Genomic DNA, 16,182 nt, shown 5'->3' on the forward strand with positions numbered 1-16,182 from the left:
ATCGCTAGGGCGTGGCGGCAGCCGGTTACTCGCGGTCGAAATCCGCGCTGGCGGGGATACCGCCGTCGCCCCAATTTAGCGGATACCAACCGCGGGCGACGAAATGAAGGAAGGAACTGTGCGGCCAACTCGCCGGCGCATCTGCCAATCCGTGCTTGACCGGATTGTAGTGAATGTAATCCAGGTGGCGATGAAAATCGGCTTCGTCGCGGATGCAATGTTCGAAAAAACGCGGCTGCCAGACCGTTTTGGTGCCATCGCTTCTGACCGGAACCGAGAGCTGGCGAGAGAAGGCGGTTTTAACCATTTGCCAGCGTGTCGAATAATCGGCATCGCCGTCCGGTAATTGCCAAATACTGTGTAAGTGGTCCGGCAAGACGACCGCAGCAGTTAACTCGAACGGCCGCTTGGCCTTCACAATTTTAAACGCTTGCCGAAGCCATGCCACATTTCGCTCGTCAGCAAAAATCGGTTGCCGCCGGTAAGTCACCACCGTGAAAAAATAGCAACCACCGGGTATGTAAACGCGTCGATAATGGCTCATCGGCCTTTCCGAGCTTCCGGAGGGGGTAAATCATTCCAAACATTGTAGGCCGGAATAAGCGAAGCGTTTCCGGCGAAATCCACGAGCACGGCGTTTCTGGCAAATTTAAAAACTTGCCGGAAACGCTTCGCTTATTCCGGCCTACAGGGCTGTGTAAGTGGTCCGGCAAGACGACCGCAGCAGTTAACTCGAACGGCCGCTTGACCTTCACAATTTTAAACGCTTGCCGAAGCCATGCCACATTTCGCTCGTCAGCAAAAATCGGTTGCCGCCGGTAAGTCACCACCGTGAAAAAATAGCAGCCACCGGGTATGTAAACACGTCGATAATCGCTCATCGGCCTTTCCGAGCTTCCGGAGGGGGTAAATCATTCCAAACATTGTAGGCCGGAATAAGCGAAGCGTTTCCGGCGAAATCCACGAGCACGGCGTTTCTGGCAAATTTAAAAACTTGCCGGAAACGCTACGCTTATTCCGGCCTACATGGCTACATGGCTACATGGTTAGTTAATCAAGATGCGCTCTTCTTGCGTTTTGCTTGCGCAGCAAACTGTCGGAGTATCCCGGGCATAGAACCAACGCTGAGCATTAAATCTGGCAGAGCGCTAATAAACAGCTGCGAGCCTTCAAAGAACTCACTCGCAATTTGAAGTGTAACCATTACATCGAGTTCAGTGATCGCTCTGTATTGAAGCAAAGCGTCTGGGTCACGATGTGCTATTGTTGCATTACGATGGAAAGCAAATTGCTTTTGAGCCTTTTGCTGAACCGCTCTGACCGAGCGTAATGCCTGGGTTGCAAGCCTCTTTGATTCTTCTGAAACACCAGAGTCTGTTAGTGCTTCCCGAAGTTTGATTCCTGCAACCTTGTCCATATCCAATTCGTGAATGGTTAACAGGATGACACGAGCACAAAGTGACCTTTTCCATGCGTCCGGGTGGGTTAGCGCATCAATCTTGACAGCTTGAATGTCCCTGTTTGCAATTAGAAAGTAAAGCGCAATGTTTAGAAGGGTCGCAGACGCTTGCATGTCATACCTCCGAACCTTCGAGGTCTGCTTCGCTATTTCGGTAAGTACAGAAATCAATGCAGCTTCGCGCTTTTTTTCTTGTCTAGGTAACAGGCTCCTCATGATGAAGCGCGAGAATCGAATCGCATTTTTTCGCATGCGTAGCCGTACATACCTTTCGACTACACGCGGCTCCTTTTGAAGTAAACGCTTACGATCATTTGCCATTCTCTTTTGAAACTCAGTTTGAAGCGCTTAGTACGTAAGTAATTAGTTTCCGCATATCGTGTCGTCCGCCATGAAATACGACAGCACCATTATTCTAACAAATCGGCCAACTCCCAACACCATTCCCCGATTACCCTCCCCAAACCGCCTTATAATCCCAAAACTCAAAAAACCCAAACAGACACCCCCATGCTCAAACACGCCAACGCCTGGAAAGACCAGTTCCCGGAATTCGCCGGTTGCGGGGATGCGGTGGTGGCGCAGTTGATGGCGGCGGCGACGCTGGTGACGGTGCCGGCCGGGCAGCAGGTGTTTTATCCGGGCCAGGCTTGCGAGAATTATTTATTGCTGCTGTCCGGCAGCGTCAAGGCGCAGATTTTGTCGGCCGACGGCCGCGAAGTGTTGTTGTACCGGGTGTTGCCGGGCGATTCCTGCGTACTGACCACCTCCTGCCTGCTCGGCGACAGTGCCTATCCGGCTGAGGGCTATACCGAATCCGACATCAGCGCGTTCGCGATTCCGGCCCACGTATTCCACCGTTGTTTGCAGCAATCGGCGTTTTTCCGCGAGTTCGTATTTCGCAATTTTTCGGGGCGGCTGGCCGACGTGATCAAACGCATGGCGGCCTTGAGTTTCGCCAGTATCGACCAGCGGCTGGCGCAAACGCTGTTGGCGGAGAAGACAAATCCGATCCGGAAAACCCACCAGGAACTGGCGTTGGAATTGGGCTCGGTGCGGGAAGTGGTGTCCAGGCATTTGAAGCGTTTCGAAAGTCTGGGCTGGCTGAATTTAAGCCGCGGCAGCATCGAAATCGTCGACGCCGCCGCGTTACGCGACATGCTGTCCGCCGACGATTAGTCGTCGCGCTGTTGGCGCTGCTCGTTACCGACCAACTGGATAAAAATGAAGCCGAGGATAAAACCCAAGCCCGCCGCCAGCATCAGCGGCAATGCAAACGGGATGTCGTGCGGATCGCGCAGATTCATCTGCAGGATGTTCGAAGCAAAACCGAAAATGAGTTCTTTCATAACCGATACCTACCGTCTTGTTGTTGGAGTTGCCCTATTCGACCGGCTCAGCCGGCCGCAAGGCGGTTACAATGTAGCGCCGGCCGGCCGCTGCCTCAGTGACTAAGTCACCAACCTCGGAACCCAAACGATTTGCTTAAACCTGCAACCAACGCCCCTCTTCCCAAAATCCCGGTCGTGTTGATTACCGGCTTCCTCGGCAGCGGCAAGACGACCTTGCTGAACCGCTTGCTGGCAGACGGTATCAACACCGCGGTGGTGATCAACGAATTCGGCGCCGAGCCGGTCGACCAGGATTTGCTGCAACGCCAGGACACGCCGCTGACGGTGCTGTCCGGCGGCTGTTTGTGCTGCCAGGTAAAAGGCGCGCTGGCGCCAACCTTGAAAAACTTGCGGATGGCCTGGGACGCCGCGCCAGACAAGCCGTTCGCCCGCGTCGTGATCGAAACCAGCGGCGTCGCCAGCCCGGAGCCGATTCTGGATACCCTGCTGCGCGAGCGCTGGCTGGCCGGCCGTTACCGGCTGCAGGCCGTGCTGGCGACGCTGGCGATCCCGTCGGCGATCCACCAAATCGAACGTTTTCCGGAAGCCGCGGCCCAGGTCGCATGGGCGGACCGATTGCTGCTGACGCATGCCGATCTGGCCGCTGCCGGGCAACGAGATGCGTTGGCGCAACGCCTGCACACCTTGGCCCCGGCGACGCCGATTCTGACCTTGCAACCGGGTACGGACCTTCCGGCGGAGATACTCGGCCTGGACACGCCGCAATTGCGGCGTTTACCGGGCACCGCGCCGATTGCGCACGGCTTCAACAGCCTGTCCGTGGTCTTGGCAGCTGCACCGGCCTGGTCAAGGTTGGCATCCATCCTCAGTTCACTGCTCGCCGACCACCCCGAATTGCTGCGTATCAAAGGCGTGGTTTATCTCGCCGACCGTGCGGAGCCGGTTGCGGTGCAGGCAGCCGGGGAGCGCTTGTATCCGCCCCAGGTGTTGCCAGCGCGCGATGACGGCGACCGCTACGGGCGCCTGGTATTCATCGCCGACGGGAACACCGACGCGTTAGCCGAAGATCTGAGCAAGGCTTTCGGCACGGAAACCGGCTTGCGGATCTAGCGCTGATCCCGCCCAACCCGGCGCTGCGGGCGGGTTTTACGACGAAAACCGGATACGGAGCTAGGTTATTTGTATTACCATAGCAGGCAGCGTAGTTGCAGACATTCAGCGGGAGGCAGACCATGCAAGGCGACAAACAAGTCATTAGCTACTTGAACGAATTACTGGCCGGCGAATTGACGGCCATCGACCAATATTTCATCCATTCGCGGATGTACCAAAACTGGGGACTGGAAAAGCTGTACGAACGCATCAACCACGAAGTCCAGGACGAAACCAACCACGCCGACGCGCTGATCAAGCGGATTCTGTTTCTGGAAGGCACGCCGGATTTATCTAAACGCGAACCGCTGGCGGTGGGCGCCACGGTGCCGGACATGTTGAAAAACGATCTGGCGGTGGAGTTAAAAGTGGTGGCCGATTTACGTAAGGTCATGGCCTATTGCGAAAGCGTCCGCGACTACCAAACCCGGGAAATTTTGAAAGTGATGCTGGACGATACCGAAATCGACCACGCCCACTGGCTGGAAAAACAACTGGGTTTGATCGAAATGGTCGGTTTGGAAAACTATCTGCAATCGCAGATTTAACCGCACTCGCAACGCACTCACCCGGCTTGCGGTTCGACCAGCCCGCCATCAAGGGCGGTCGACCGTTTCAGCTCCCCTGACCGACGCGTGTTAAAACACGCGTGATGGCCCGCCCGGCCGCCGGATTACCGCAGTTACGGCGGGCCGGATTCCCCACCCAGGCCGGAATTTCCGGTCGCCTTATTCAGCAACGCCAACGCTGCCACGAAATTGAAGCCGTCGAGTTGCCGGCTAAATTCGGCGTAATCCTGCCCCAACACCGCGGCCAAGGTTGCGGCGTACTTTTTGGCCAGACGGCAGGCCAACGCGTTGTCCTCGGCCAGCAGATTCTGCAATTCGGCAATCGCGGCGTCGGCGCGAACGCCGGTAGCGGCATCTGCGTCGGCAATCTCCTCGGCTTCGCCCATGGCCTCGATTCCCGACAACAACGGATTCAGTTCCTCTTCGCATAGTCGCACCAAATCCAGGCAGCCGGCCAGCTCGGTTTCCTCATGCAAGGCCTGATCCAGCCTGGCGGCCGCGGCGGCTACGCCAAAGGCCCCCAGTGTAGCGGCGACGCCTTTCAAGGCATGGGCCAAGGCCCGGGCTTCGGCCTGGCGTTGCTCCAGCAGCGCATCGACTATCCGTTTCGTATCGTCGCGATGAGCGTCTCGGAACATCCGCAACAGCCGCCGGTATTTTGCACCGTCTCCTCTGACGACGGCCAGACCTTGCAGACTGTTCAAACCGGCAATCGCAATCGGCGCTTCCAATCGCTTGGCGTCCGCCGAGCATCCGGCAGACGGCAGCTCGGCAGCCGGCGCCGGGGTAACACCTCGCCCGAGCCAGTCCAACAACGCCCGATACAAGTCGTCGGGAACCACCGGCTTGACCACGAATCCGTTCATACCCGCGGCCAGACATTCCTGCCGGTCTTCATCGAACACGTTTGCCGTCATCGCCAAGATCGGCAACTTGGCAAATTCCGCCCGCTCCCGGATCAGTCGGGTCGCTTCCAAGCCGTCCATTGTCGGCATTTGCACGTCCATTAACACCAAATCGAACCGGTCGGCAAAGACTTTATCGACCGCAACCCGGCCGTTCTCGGCCGTAGTCACGGCCAGGCCCATCCCGTTCAGCAATTCCAGTGCGACTTCGCGATTGATAGGATTGTCTTCCACCAACAGAATCCGGGCCCCCGGATGCTGGAGCTTCAAGGCGTCTTCCGCGCCACTGGGCTTGGCGACGCTACATTCGCCCTCCCCGTGTCCGCGCTGCAAGCGAGCCGTAAACCAAAACCGGCTGCCCTGTCCGGCGCAGCTGTCGGCACCCGCCTCTCCTCCCATCATCCACGCCAGACGCCGGGTAATGGCCAGCCCGAGGCCGGTACCGCCGAATTTGCGGGTGGTCGTGACGTCGGCCTGGGCAAAGGTTTCGAATAACATCGGCATTTTGTCCGCCGCGATCCCGATGCCGGAATCCTCGACCGCGAAACGCAAAGTCAAACCGTCCGCGTCTTCCGCCAACAACTCGGCGAGCAGCCGGATCTCGCCGCGCTCGGTAAATTTCACGGCATTGCTGGCGTAATTCAACATGGCCTGCCGCAACCGGGTCGGATCGCCGCGCAACCACTGCGGCACGCCATCCTGATCGATCACAAGCTTCACACCTTTGAGCCGGGCCTGATCGGCGATGAGCGAGCGAACATGGTCCAGCAGCGCCGGCAGCGAAAAATCGGTGTGTTCCAATTCCAAGCGGCCGGCTTCGATTTTGGACAAATCCAGGATGTCGTTGATTACCGCTAACAGATGCTGGGCCGCATTATCGATTTTATCCAAACGGTCGATCTGCTCGGCGTCGACGCGGCTTTGCCGCAATAGATAAGTCAGACCGATGATCGCATTCATCGGCGTGCGGATCTCGTGACTCATGTTGGCCAAAAACGCCGTCTTGGCCTGGTTGGCCGCGTCCGCCTGCGCCCTGGCCGCCGCCAACTCGGCAGTGCGGCTGGCCACCAATTCTTCCAGGTGATGGCGATGCCGGTCCAATTCCGCGCCGATCCGTTTTTTTTCGGTGATGTCTTCCTGCACCGAGACAAAATGGCTGACGCGGCCGTCGGGTTGGCGGATCGGTATCACGCTGACAAACTCGGTGTATTCCCGGCCGCGTCTGTCGCGGTTGATGAATTCGCCTTTCCAAACCCGGCCTTCTTGCAGCGTTCGCCACATTTCCCGGAATACCGCCCGCGGGGTTTTCCCGGATTGTAAAAACCGCGGGTTGGCGCCCAAGACGTCTTCGCGCTTGTAGCCGGTTTGAGCCAGAAAAGCTTGATTGACGTATTCGATTTTGCCGTCGGCGTTGGTGACGATGATGCCGGACGGATTCTGTTCGACGACCTGAGCCAGTTTCATCAAGTCTTGCTCCGCCGTTTTAGGTTCGGTAATGTCGAGATTGACGCCGAACAAGCGGATCGGCTTGCCGTCCGCGTCGTACTGAGCCTGGCCGCGGCTGACCATCCAGCGGATTTCGCCGGAACGGTGCAAAAACCGGAACTCGATGTCGATCGGCAGATGTTGCATCACCCGCTCCCGCCATTGCGCCTCGATCAACGGCTGATCCTCGGGATGCACCCGCAACAGCCAATCGGCATTGCTGCGTAAGTCGCCCGGTTCCAGCCCGTAAAGCCGGGTGCATTCCGGCGACCAATGGCACACGTCGTTGACCACGTCCCAATCCCAGATACCGACGTGCGCCCCCTCTTGCGCCATCCGCAGCCGTTGCTCGCTCTCGCGCAGAGCAGTGCTGGCCAGCTCCGCCCGCTGCCGGGCCGTCACGGCTGCTTCCACCAAATTGGCCGCCTCGGCTCTGGCTTTTAGCAGCTCCCGGTTGCGGCGCCGTTGCAGCAGCAAGCCTGCCCAGCAAACCAACACCGCATTCGCCAGAAAAAGCCAGAAGGAAAGGCCGGCTTCGCCCGCCGCCGCCCCCGTTACCATAACGGCTGCGGCCGCCAGTGTTGCAGCCACACCCGGCCCCGGCCCGCAAAACAGCGCGCAGGAAATGATCGGCAACATCAGCCACAGCAAACTGGCCGGCGTCTGCCCGGCGGCGGGTAAACCCTGGCTCACTGCAAACACCGCCGCAACTGCAGCCACGGCGAAGAGATAAGGGATGATCGTCCGGCTACGTTTGAGGCTCGACATGGGAATTCGCGCGGTAACCGAAGGGAAGAGAGCAGCGGACCGGCCCGAAAAATTGCGCGGTGCCGGCCGCCTCCGCGCGCGAAGCAAACCGGACAACAAGGCAACGGGAACGGGGCAGCATTGGTTTTAACCGGTCGAAACGTACCGATGCGTCCTCATAACTTGAAACGGGCGATGGCGGTATTGCCGTTTCCGACATATTCCAGACTGTCGAAACTCAAATGCCGCGCCATCGCGATGCCGCGGCCGTGGATATCGAAAGCCCGTTCCGGAGAAAAGTCCAGGTATCCCGAGCAATCGAAGCCGCTGCCTTGATCGGTGATGGTGAAGCGCAATTCGTCGTCGCCGCGCAGGAAGCAGACCTCGGCGAAAAGTTGCCGATACTCGGGCAATTGCAGCCTGCGGTCGATTTCTTCGGTCCAGGTTCCCGCCAATACGAAACGGCCTTTTTCGGCGTAGGAAATTCCGAGGTTGCCGTGTTCGACGGCATTGATCAGCAGCTCTTGCAAGCCCTGCACCGCCCGCTCCGGCTCCGGGCAGATTCTGGCCAGATGAGTCGCCAACACCCGGGCGTCTTCCAAGGTCTGGAAGCTGAACCGGCCTTCGCGCATCAATACCAACGGCCGTTCCGCGCTGCGCAGGTTTTCCACCATTTCGCGCAACTCGCTACGCTGCTCCAACGCGGCATCGACAACGGCCAGCAACACCTCGGGCTGAAAGGGCTTGGTCAGATAGTAATAAGCGCCTTGGCTCAAGCCCTGCTGAATACTGTTTTTATCGCTACGGGCGGTTTCGATGATCACCGGGATGTCAGCCAACACCCGGTCGCTTTTAATCAAGTTCAACAACTCGATGCCGTTCAGGCTAGGCAAGCCCCAATCCAGCAATACCAGATCGTAGGCAGCCGGATCGGCTTGCAACTTTTCCCAGGCATGCATGCCGTTACTGCAAAGGTCTATCCGATAACCTCGGGTCTGCAATATGCTTTCGATCACTATGGATATGATCTCTTCGTCTTCGACCAGCAATACGCTCGGTGCCGTGTTCATACCGCTACCTCTCCGGACCGTCAGGGTTGCGGCGGGCGATTTCGCAATAGAAATCGAAGTCCTCCAGGAATACCTCGGCCATGTCCGGGTCGAAATGGCGGCCACTGCCTTCGGCAATGATGATTTTGGCATCCGCCGGCGGCAACGGCGGCTTGTAGACTCGGCGGGAGATCAGGGAATCGAATACGTCGGCGATCGCCATGATGCGGGCCGAGACCGGAATATCGTCCCCCGCCAGACCGTCGGGATAACCGCTGCCGTCCCATTGTTCATGGTGCCAGTGGGCGATTTCCTTGGCCAGCACCAGGAATTCCACATTGGGGGTGGCGTCGCGTTCCGCCATTTCGATCGCATCGCTGCCTAATTTGGCGTGAGTTTTCATGATTTTCCACTCGTCGACCGTCAAAGGCCCCGGTTTATGTAGGATCACGTCCGGAATGCCGACTTTGCCGATGTCGTGTAGCGGGGCCGACCGGGCCAGCAAATCGACGTAGTGGTCGCTCAGGACTCCGGCAAAGCGCGGGTGGCTTTGCAAGGATTCGGCCAGATGCTGGACATAGGCCTGGGTGCGTAGGATGTGGTTTCCGGTTTCCGGATCGCGGATTTCCGCCAAATGGGCCAACGCCCGGATGGCGGTCTTTTGTATCAATTCGTTTTCCCGCATCCGTCTGGTCACCTCGGCTTCCAGATAGACGTTTTGATCGCTGAGCCAGTCGCGGGCCTGTTTCAATTCCAACTGGGTACGCACCCGCGCCAAGACGATCTGCGGTAATATCGGCTTGGTGATGTAATCCACCGCGCCGGCATCCAAGCCGCGCAGTTCCGATTCCATACTGTCCATCGCCGTGACGAAAATCACCGGGATCTGACTCGTCGCCGGCTCGGCGCGCAGGTTCTCGAACACTTGGTAGCCGTCCATCTCCGGCATCATCACGTCCAATAGGATCAGATCCGGATGCGGTGTGGTAGCGACCACTTGCAACGCGCGCAGCCCCGAAGTCGCCACTCTGACCCGGTATTGCGGCTGCAACAATTCGCTAAGCACGATGACGTTTTCCGGGGAATCGTCGACCACTAATATGGTCTGTATTTTTTTATTATGCATAGAGCGCTCTTCACGAAGTAACGGATCGGCAATGCTGCCGAAAATCAAACCTGTTACGAGACAATACTCGGGAAGACTGTCGAAATTTCTCTCTGATTCGAAGAGGTTCATTCCCGGAGTCGGCGCGGCGAAAAACGCGAACCCTTCGCAAACTTTACCGCCTCCATCCAGGGCGGCTTTGTCAGCAGTGAACGCCACCTAATTACTTTAGCTTATTTTCCGCAAGCCGTTAGACAGTTTCGTCTGGCCTGACAACGGAAAAGGCCGGATAATTGCCGGCTTTTTGCGGATACGCGATTACGACATGCAATTTACCTTGAAATCCGCCGACGGTTTTGCCCGTCGCGGCCAATTGGCGTTTGCCCGGGGCGTGGTGGAAACGCCGATTTTTATGCCGGTAGGCACTTACGGCGCGGTCAAGTCGCTGACGCCGGAAGATCTCGAGACTCTGGGCGCGCAAATCATTCTGGGCAATACCTTTCATTTGCTGCTGCGTCCGGGCATGGACGTGATGAAAGCCCACGGCGATCTGCACGATTTCATGCGCTGGCAAAAACCGATTCTGACCGATTCCGGCGGTTTTCAGGTGTTCAGCCTGGGCGCGTTGCGCAAGATCAGCGAGCAAGGCGTGACCTTCAAATCGCCGGTCAACGGCAGCAAAATTTTCATGGGGCCGGAAGAGTCGATGCAGGTGCAGCGCGATCTGGGCTCGGACATCGTCATGATTTTCGACGAGTGCACGCCCTACCCGGCCACGTTTCAGGAAGCGGCCGACTCGATGCGGCTATCGCTGCGTTGGGCCGAACGCAGCAAACGCGCTCATGAGGGCAACGATTCGGCCCTGTTCGGCATTGTCCAGGGCGGCATGTATCCGCAATTGCGGGAAGAGTCGATCGCCGGCCTAACCGGCATCGGTTTCGACGGCTACGCCATCGGCGGCTTGTCGGTCGGCGAACCCAAACACGAGATGCTGGCGACGCTGGATGCGATTCATCAGAAAATGCCGGCCGACAAACCGCGCTACCTGATGGGCGTCGGCACGCCGGAGGATTTGGTCGAGTCGGTGCGGCGCGGCATCGACATGTTCGATTGCGTAATGCCGACCCGCAACGCCCGCAACGGCCATCTGTTCACCCGCCACGGCGTAATCAAAATCCGCAACCAGCAGTACCAGTTCGACACCCGGCCGCTGGACGAAAACTGCAGCTGCTACACCTGCCGCAATTACTCGCGCTCGTATTTGAAGCATTTGGACAAATGCAAGGAAATGCTCGGTTCGCGGCTGAATACGATCCACAACCTGCATTATTACCTGGAGTTGATGGCCGGCATCCGCGCCGCAATCGAAGCCGGCCGCTTCGCTGAATTCGCCGACGAGTTTTATGCGTTGCGCGGCATGCGGTCGCCGGCTGCTGCCGAATAGAACGCCGAACTAACGGCCACGCAGCATTTCCAAGGCCAGCTCGGCCATGTTGCGCGAACCGCCGCCGCAGCCGAGTTGGCGTTTGACCTCGCCCAATTCGGCAATGCAGCCCTCGCGGTAAGCAGTATCGTCCAATAGCCGCCCAATTTCTGCAGCCAGGTTGTCGGCGCTCAATTGTTCCTGAATCAATTCGCGGACAATACCCTTGCCGGCGATGATGTTGGGCAGGCCGATGAATGGGATTTTCACCAGCCGTTTGCCCAGCCAATAGCTAAACGCCGCCAGCCGGTAGACGATGACCATCGGTACTTGCAGCAATGCGATTTCCAGCGAGGCGGTGCCGGAGGTGGTCATTACCGCGTCGCAGCATTGAATGACGTCGTAAGGCTGGCTCTTGACGACGTGCACCGACAAGGTGGTCCGCTGCAAATGCTCGGCCAGCACGCTATCTTCGATCGAATCCGCCTGCGGCAAAATAAATTGCAGCTGCGGCCGAAGTGCAGCCAGTTTTTCGGCGGCTTCGAGCATCACCGGCAACATGCGCTTGATCTCGTTGCCCCGGCTGCCCGGCAAGATGCCGACCACCGGCCGGGACGGTTCCAGGTCGAACAGCTCGAAGTCTTCGGCTTTACTGCGTTGCGGATGCACTTTATCGACAGAAGGATGGCCGACGTAGCGGACCGGCACGTTTTCCGCTTCGTAATATCGAGTTTCGAACGGGAAAATCACCGCCATCATATCGATGGCCTTACCGTAGGTTTTGACCCGCCCCTGCCGCCAGGCCCAGACCTGCGGACTGACGTAAAACAGGACTTTGATGCCCTGCCGCTTGGCGAACCGCGCCAATTTCAGATTGAATTCCTTGTAATCGACGCAAACCAGCAAATCCGGTTTTTCCCGGGCCACGATCTGTTGCATCAGCCGCAAGGCGCGCCGTATTTCGCCGTAGTGTTTCAAAACCTCGACCAAGCCGATCACGCCGATACCGGCCGAATCGTAGCGCACATCGATCCCGGCCTCGCGCATTTTGGTGCCACCCATGCCGATGCCGACGAGCGCCGGGTAACGTTGTTTCATTTCCAAAAACATATTGGCGGCGTGGCCGTCGCCGGACGCTTCGCCGGCGCTGAACAACACCGTATGGGGTGACTGCGGACTATTCATCGAACGGATAAGACGGCAGACCCGGTTGCAACCAAGCCTGCCTGGATAAGATTGATTTAGGCGGAGAGTACGCCGCGGATGACACCGGCGATTTTATGCACGTTGTCGTCGCTCAGGTTGGCGCAGATCGGCAACGACATGCAGCGCGCCGCAACCGACTCGGTCACCGGCAACGACACGCCGGCGCATTCGGCCTTGAACACGTTTTGTTGATGCAGCGGCACCGGATAGTAAATCGCGCTGGCAATCTGCTGCTCCTGCAAGGCTTTCATGACTTCGTCGCGGCGATCGCACAGCAAAGTGTATTGATGGTAAACGTGCACGCCGATACCGTCCTCATAAGGGGTGGTCAGCGGCAAACCGGCCAGCAGTTCGGAGTACAAATGCGCGGCGTGGCGGCGGGCGGCGTTGTATTGGTCGATGCGTTTCAACTTGGCGCGCAACACCACGGCCTGCAACTCGTCCAGCCGGCTGTTGTAGCCGATCACATCATGGTAATAACGCACTTCCGAGCCGTGGTTGCGGTATTGTTTGACCTTGGCCGCGGTCGCGTCGGAATCGGTGGTGACCAGGCCGCCGTCGCCGAAGCAGCCCAGATTTTTGCTCGGAAAAAAGCTGAAGCCGGCAGCATTGCCGAAACTGCCGGTCTGCTTGTTGTAAACCGTGGCACCGAAAGACTGGGCGCAGTCTTCGATCAGTTTCAAACCATGCTTGTCGCAAATGGCTTTGATCGCCGGCAAGTCGGCCGGCTGGCCGAACAGGTGTACCGGCATCACCGCCTTGGTTTTGGCGGTGATGGCTTTTTCGATGTTTTCCGGTGTGATGTTGAAGCTGCCCGGATCGATATCGACGAACACCGGTGTCGCGCCCACGTATTTGATGGCTTCGGCCGTGGCGATGAAGGTAAAGGCGCTGGTGATGACTTCGTCGCCGGCGCCGATGCCTTCCGCCAACAAGGCCAGATGCAAGGCGTCGGTGCCGGAGGCGCAACCGATGGCGTGTTTGACGCCCAAATACTCGGCCGCCTCTTTCTCGAACGCCTGTACGTTCGGCCCCAGAATGAATGCGCAATTGTTCAGGGTTTCGCTGAAACCGCCGACGATTTCATCTTGAATTTCCGCGTACTGCGCTTGCAAATTGACCATCGGGATCATAGTGGCCGCCCTTTAGCGATGGGTTAAAAACTTGGTGATTTCAATCGCGGTCGCCAGCGCCTTGCGGCCGGCTTCGCCAGGAACCAGCGGATTCTCGCCGGTTTGGATGCAATTGACAAAATGTTTGATTTCTTCCAGAAGCGCGTCGCCGCTCTCGAAAGTCAGTTCCTCGGTAACGATTTCCGGAATGCCGGGAAACATCTCCTTGTCGCCGGTTTTATGCTTGACCAGCACCCTATTCTGAAAATCGACCGAGACGTAGGAACTGGGGCGGAACATGCGCATCTTGCGTTCCATTTTCATGCTGATCCGGCTGGCGGTGACGTTGGCGACGCAGCCGTTTTTAAAGGTGATGCGGGCGTTGGCGATATCGGTACCCTGGGTCAATACCGCAGTGCCGCTGGCGTCGATTTTTTCGATCTCGGAATTGACCAGGGCCAGGATGATGTCGATATCGTGAATCATCAGGTCCAGCACCACGCTGACGTCGTTGGCGCGCGGGTTGAACGGCGACAAGCGGTGCGATTCTATGAACAGCGGTTTTTCGTCCAAGGTCTCCAATCCCCGAACCGCCGGGTTGAAGCGCTCCAGATGGCCGACCTGCAAAATGACGTTTTTTTCCTGGGCGATGGCGATCAATTCGTCAGCTTCTTCAACGGTCACCGTTATCGGCTTTTCCACCAGCACGTGAGTACCGGCGAGCAGAAAATCCTTGGAGACGCTGTGGTGGTAACTGGTGGGAACCACGATGCTGACGGCATCGATCTGGCCGAGCAGGGATTGGTAATCGGTCAAGGCCTGGGTACCGTGTTTTTCGGCGACCTGCCGCGCAGCGTCTTCGTTGATGTCGACCACCGCCACCAGTTCGCAATTTTTTAACGACGCATATTTTTCCGCATGAAACTTCCCCAAATATCCGGCGCCGATCACGGCACATTTCAATTTACTCATAGACGACCTAAGCACGATTCGCGGTTTCCCGGCCAATTACCACACTCCGCCGGGCATAAAAAGCCGGCCATTGTATCACCAGAATTGGGCGCGAATAAGCCGCTTGCCAAACTGCACCCATATGCTTGTATTCCCGGCAAATATGTCTAACTTTGGCCTTAGCAATTGCAGAAGTAGTCTTTATCTTACATTTCGAAAACCGATGCCCCAAAGACGATATCTATCTATATTGACCGCACTGGCTTTGGGAGCACAACCCGATTGCCATGCCGCAACGGCAGACGACGAGCATATCCGCAAGATCGTCCAAACCATGTTGCAGGACAAGGACCGGAAGATCGAACAACTCGAAGCTCGCATCCGGCAACTGGAACAAGAACGCGCGCCTACCGTTGCCGCTTTGCCGCCAGCCGCGCCGGCAGCGGTTCCGGAAAAAACCGCAGCCAATGCCAAGCCGGAGCCGACGGTAGACAGCAAACTGAAAGCGCTGGACAAAAAGGTGGCCGAGCTGAAAGAAGCCGCCGAAGCCAACGGCCTGGTCATGAGCGGCTTCTTCGACATCAACGCCAAAACCGGCAACTCCACCGACCAGACTTTCAGCGTCGGCTCGGTGGAGCTGGATCTTGACTACGTCCACGACGACCATTTCGGTGCCAGCTCGGCCTTGGTACTGTGCGGCAACTCGTCCAATGCCGACTACGGCGCACCGGGAGCGGTGTTTTGCGGCAACAGCGGTCCAGGTGCATTGAGCGGCGGCAGTACCACGGCCGGCATTGCCGTCGCCTTGGTCGACTACCATCTGTTCAACGACCGCATTCCGCCGCGCGGCCGGATTTTCAACAACAAAGGCTTGCATATCCAGGCCGGCCGTTTCGACTTGCCGTTCGGCAGCGATTACCAATACTTCGCCAACAAGGACCGGGTCACGGTCACGGCGCCGTTGACCACTTCGCGCATGCAACTGGGCGGGTACAACGCCGACGGCTTGCGTTCCTACGGCAATTTCGACTGGTTCAATTACTCCGTATTTTGGACCGATGCCTTGTACGCCAACGACGGTCATACCATCGGCGGCCGTCTCGGCTTGAGCCTGGGGCAAAACGCCTACAAAATCCATAGCAGCAATCCGGAAGGTATCGAATTCGGCATCTCGCATTTGAGCGAACTGGACGGCGAAAACCGGATCCGCAATACCGTGTACGGCGCCGATTTAGCCATCGGCTACGGCATCTGGCGCTTGCAGAACGAGTTCATGCTGTTGAATGCGCACCAACAAGTGTTTCTGGACCAGGACGGGGACGGCAATCCGATTATCGTCGTCGGCCCGAATAATAGTCCGTTCGGCAAGGGCCACCAGTTGGGTTACCACTCCACCTTCACCGTGGATTTGGCAAGTCTGGCTAAGATGCCGATCATTGCCTTCGCCCGCTACAGCCGTTGGCAGCCTTCGCAGAATCTGGGCCTGGACTTTGACGGCAGTACCGTCGCCATCAACGATATTTCGATGCTCAGCCTGGGCTTCAACTACAAATTCAGCGACCACTTGCAGGTCAAGTTCGAATACGACGATTCGCTTGGCACCGAAACGGCGGAACGCTACTTCGACCGGAAACTCGGTATTGCTCAAATCGTGATGTCGTTCTAGC

General features: G+C 57.7%; 15 protein-coding genes. 5 read left to right on the forward strand and 10 right to left on the reverse strand.

What is annotated here, in order from left to right:
- Positions 1-25: 25 nt before the first annotated feature.
- The 3 genes from ACH518_RS19195 to ACH518_RS19205 form a co-directional block, all read right to left on the reverse strand.
- Positions 26-544, reverse strand: a complete 519-nt coding sequence (locus ACH518_RS19195; RefSeq protein WP_445371253.1) for an REP-associated tyrosine transposase — start codon at positions 542-544, stop codon at positions 26-28.
- Positions 459-881: a hypothetical protein gene (locus tag ACH518_RS19200; protein ID WP_445371254.1), complete on the reverse strand. Its 423-nt coding sequence runs from the start codon at positions 879-881 to the stop codon at positions 459-461. Before ACH518_RS19200 ends, ACH518_RS19195 begins: the two co-directional genes overlap by 86 nt.
- Positions 882-1,054: 173 nt before the next feature.
- Entirely contained in the window at positions 1,055-1,573 is a 519-nt protein-coding gene (locus tag ACH518_RS19205; protein WP_445371255.1) for a hypothetical protein, read from the reverse strand.
- A 396-nt stretch (positions 1,574-1,969) separates the two neighbouring features.
- Between ACH518_RS19205 and ACH518_RS19210 the strand changes: the two genes are divergently transcribed.
- Complete coding sequence (locus ACH518_RS19210) at positions 1,970-2,638, forward strand: Crp/Fnr family transcriptional regulator (protein ID WP_445371256.1); 669 nt, start codon at positions 1,970-1,972, stop codon at positions 2,636-2,638.
- Here ACH518_RS19210 and ACH518_RS19215 read toward each other — a convergent pair.
- Positions 2,635-2,808, reverse strand: a complete 174-nt coding sequence (locus ACH518_RS19215) for a hypothetical protein (RefSeq protein WP_186289476.1) — start codon at positions 2,806-2,808, stop codon at positions 2,635-2,637. The two genes, ACH518_RS19210 and ACH518_RS19215, sit on opposite strands and share 4 nt — an antisense overlap.
- Before the next feature lie 132 nt (positions 2,809-2,940).
- On the opposite strand from ACH518_RS19215, the gene ACH518_RS19220 reads away from it, so the two are divergent.
- Complete coding sequence (locus ACH518_RS19220; RefSeq protein WP_445371257.1) at positions 2,941-3,921, forward strand: CobW family GTP-binding protein; 981 nt, start codon at positions 2,941-2,943, stop codon at positions 3,919-3,921.
- Positions 3,922-4,043: 122 nt separating this feature from the next.
- Positions 4,044-4,511 (forward strand): bacterioferritin, encoded by a 468-nt coding sequence (gene bfr / locus ACH518_RS19225; protein ID WP_278211142.1) that lies wholly within the window; start codon positions 4,044-4,046, stop codon positions 4,509-4,511.
- Positions 4,512-4,645: 134 nt separating this feature from the next.
- On the opposite strand, the gene ACH518_RS19230 is transcribed toward bfr, so the two are convergent.
- The 3 genes from ACH518_RS19230 to ACH518_RS19240 all read right to left on the reverse strand — a co-directional run bounded on the left by ACH518_RS19230 (position 4,646) and on the right by ACH518_RS19240 (position 9,844).
- Positions 4,646-7,690 carry a PAS domain S-box protein gene (locus ACH518_RS19230; protein ID WP_445371258.1) on the reverse strand — a complete coding sequence of 1,015 codons (3,045 nt, stop codon included), beginning with the start codon at positions 7,688-7,690 and terminating at the stop codon, positions 4,646-4,648.
- Between the two features lie 155 nt (positions 7,691-7,845).
- The gene (locus ACH518_RS19235; protein WP_140910998.1) at positions 7,846-8,739 is read right to left on the reverse strand and encodes a response regulator; all 894 of its coding nucleotides are present in this window, start codon (positions 8,737-8,739) and stop codon (positions 7,846-7,848) included.
- Positions 8,740-8,743: 4 nt separating this feature from the next.
- Positions 8,744-9,844, reverse strand: coding sequence for an HD-GYP domain-containing protein (locus ACH518_RS19240; RefSeq protein WP_445371259.1), 1,101 nt, complete (start codon positions 9,842-9,844; stop codon positions 8,744-8,746).
- 304 nt (positions 9,845-10,148) lie between these two features.
- Between ACH518_RS19240 and tgt the strand changes: the two genes are divergently transcribed.
- On the forward strand, positions 10,149-11,267 hold the full coding sequence (tgt, locus tag ACH518_RS19245; RefSeq protein WP_445371260.1) for a tRNA guanosine(34) transglycosylase Tgt: 1,119 nt from the start codon (positions 10,149-10,151) through the stop codon (positions 11,265-11,267).
- 9 nt (positions 11,268-11,276) lie between these two features.
- Here the strand turns inward: tgt and lpxB are convergent, their stop codons facing one another.
- The 3 genes from lpxB to ACH518_RS19260 are packed head-to-tail and all read right to left on the reverse strand — an operon-like array spanning position 11,277 to position 14,536.
- Positions 11,277-12,431 (reverse strand): lipid-A-disaccharide synthase, encoded by a 1,155-nt coding sequence (gene lpxB / locus ACH518_RS19250; protein ID WP_445371261.1) that lies wholly within the window; start codon positions 12,429-12,431, stop codon positions 11,277-11,279.
- A 56-nt stretch (positions 12,432-12,487) separates the two neighbouring features.
- Complete coding sequence (locus tag ACH518_RS19255; RefSeq protein WP_445371262.1) at positions 12,488-13,585, reverse strand: DegT/DnrJ/EryC1/StrS family aminotransferase; 1,098 nt, start codon at positions 13,583-13,585, stop codon at positions 12,488-12,490.
- Between the two features lie 12 nt (positions 13,586-13,597).
- Positions 13,598-14,536: a Gfo/Idh/MocA family protein gene (locus ACH518_RS19260; protein WP_140910993.1), complete on the reverse strand. Its 939-nt coding sequence runs from the start codon at positions 14,534-14,536 to the stop codon at positions 13,598-13,600.
- A gap of 202 nt (positions 14,537-14,738) precedes the next feature.
- Here ACH518_RS19260 and ACH518_RS19265 point away from each other — a divergent pair, with 202 nt between their 5' ends.
- Positions 14,739-16,181 (forward strand): hypothetical protein, encoded by a 1,443-nt coding sequence (locus tag ACH518_RS19265; RefSeq protein WP_278211137.1) that lies wholly within the window; start codon positions 14,739-14,741, stop codon positions 16,179-16,181.
- Position 16,182: the final 1 nt, after the last annotated feature.

The sequence above is a fragment of the Methylomonas sp. HW2-6 genome, assembly GCF_052474525.1.

Bases quoted from the DNA above. Each gene is read 5' to 3' on its own strand.
- ACH518_RS19255 (WP_445371262.1), bottom strand. From the start codon at position 13,585: ATGATCCCGATGGTCAATTTGCAAGCGCAGTACGCGGAAATTCAAGAT.
- ACH518_RS19215 (WP_186289476.1), bottom strand. From the start codon at position 2,808: ATGAAAGAACTCATTTTCGGTTTTGCTTCGAACATCCTGCAGATGAAT.
- ACH518_RS19265 (WP_278211137.1), top strand. From the start codon at position 14,739: ATGCCCCAAAGACGATATCTATCTATATTGACCGCACTGGCTTTGGGA.
- ACH518_RS19235 (WP_140910998.1), bottom strand. From the start codon at position 8,739: ATGAACACGGCACCGAGCGTATTGCTGGTCGAAGACGAAGAGATCATA.
- ACH518_RS19210 (WP_445371256.1), top strand. From the start codon at position 1,970: ATGCTCAAACACGCCAACGCCTGGAAAGACCAGTTCCCGGAATTCGCC.
- lpxB (WP_445371261.1), bottom strand. From the start codon at position 12,431: ATGAATAGTCCGCAGTCACCCCATACGGTGTTGTTCAGCGCCGGCGAA.
- ACH518_RS19260 (WP_140910993.1), bottom strand. From the start codon at position 14,536: ATGAGTAAATTGAAATGTGCCGTGATCGGCGCCGGATATTTGGGGAAG.
- ACH518_RS19200 (WP_445371254.1), bottom strand. From the start codon at position 881: ATGAGCGATTATCGACGTGTTTACATACCCGGTGGCTGCTATTTTTTC.
- ACH518_RS19195 (WP_445371253.1), bottom strand. From the start codon at position 544: ATGAGCCATTATCGACGCGTTTACATACCCGGTGGTTGCTATTTTTTC.
- ACH518_RS19230 (WP_445371258.1), bottom strand. From the start codon at position 7,690: ATGTCGAGCCTCAAACGTAGCCGGACGATCATCCCTTATCTCTTCGCC.
- ACH518_RS19240 (WP_445371259.1), bottom strand. From the start codon at position 9,844: ATGCATAATAAAAAAATACAGACCATATTAGTGGTCGACGATTCCCCG.
- bfr (WP_278211142.1), top strand. From the start codon at position 4,044: ATGCAAGGCGACAAACAAGTCATTAGCTACTTGAACGAATTACTGGCC.
- tgt (WP_445371260.1), top strand. From the start codon at position 10,149: ATGCAATTTACCTTGAAATCCGCCGACGGTTTTGCCCGTCGCGGCCAA.
- ACH518_RS19205 (WP_445371255.1), bottom strand. From the start codon at position 1,573: ATGCAAGCGTCTGCGACCCTTCTAAACATTGCGCTTTACTTTCTAATT.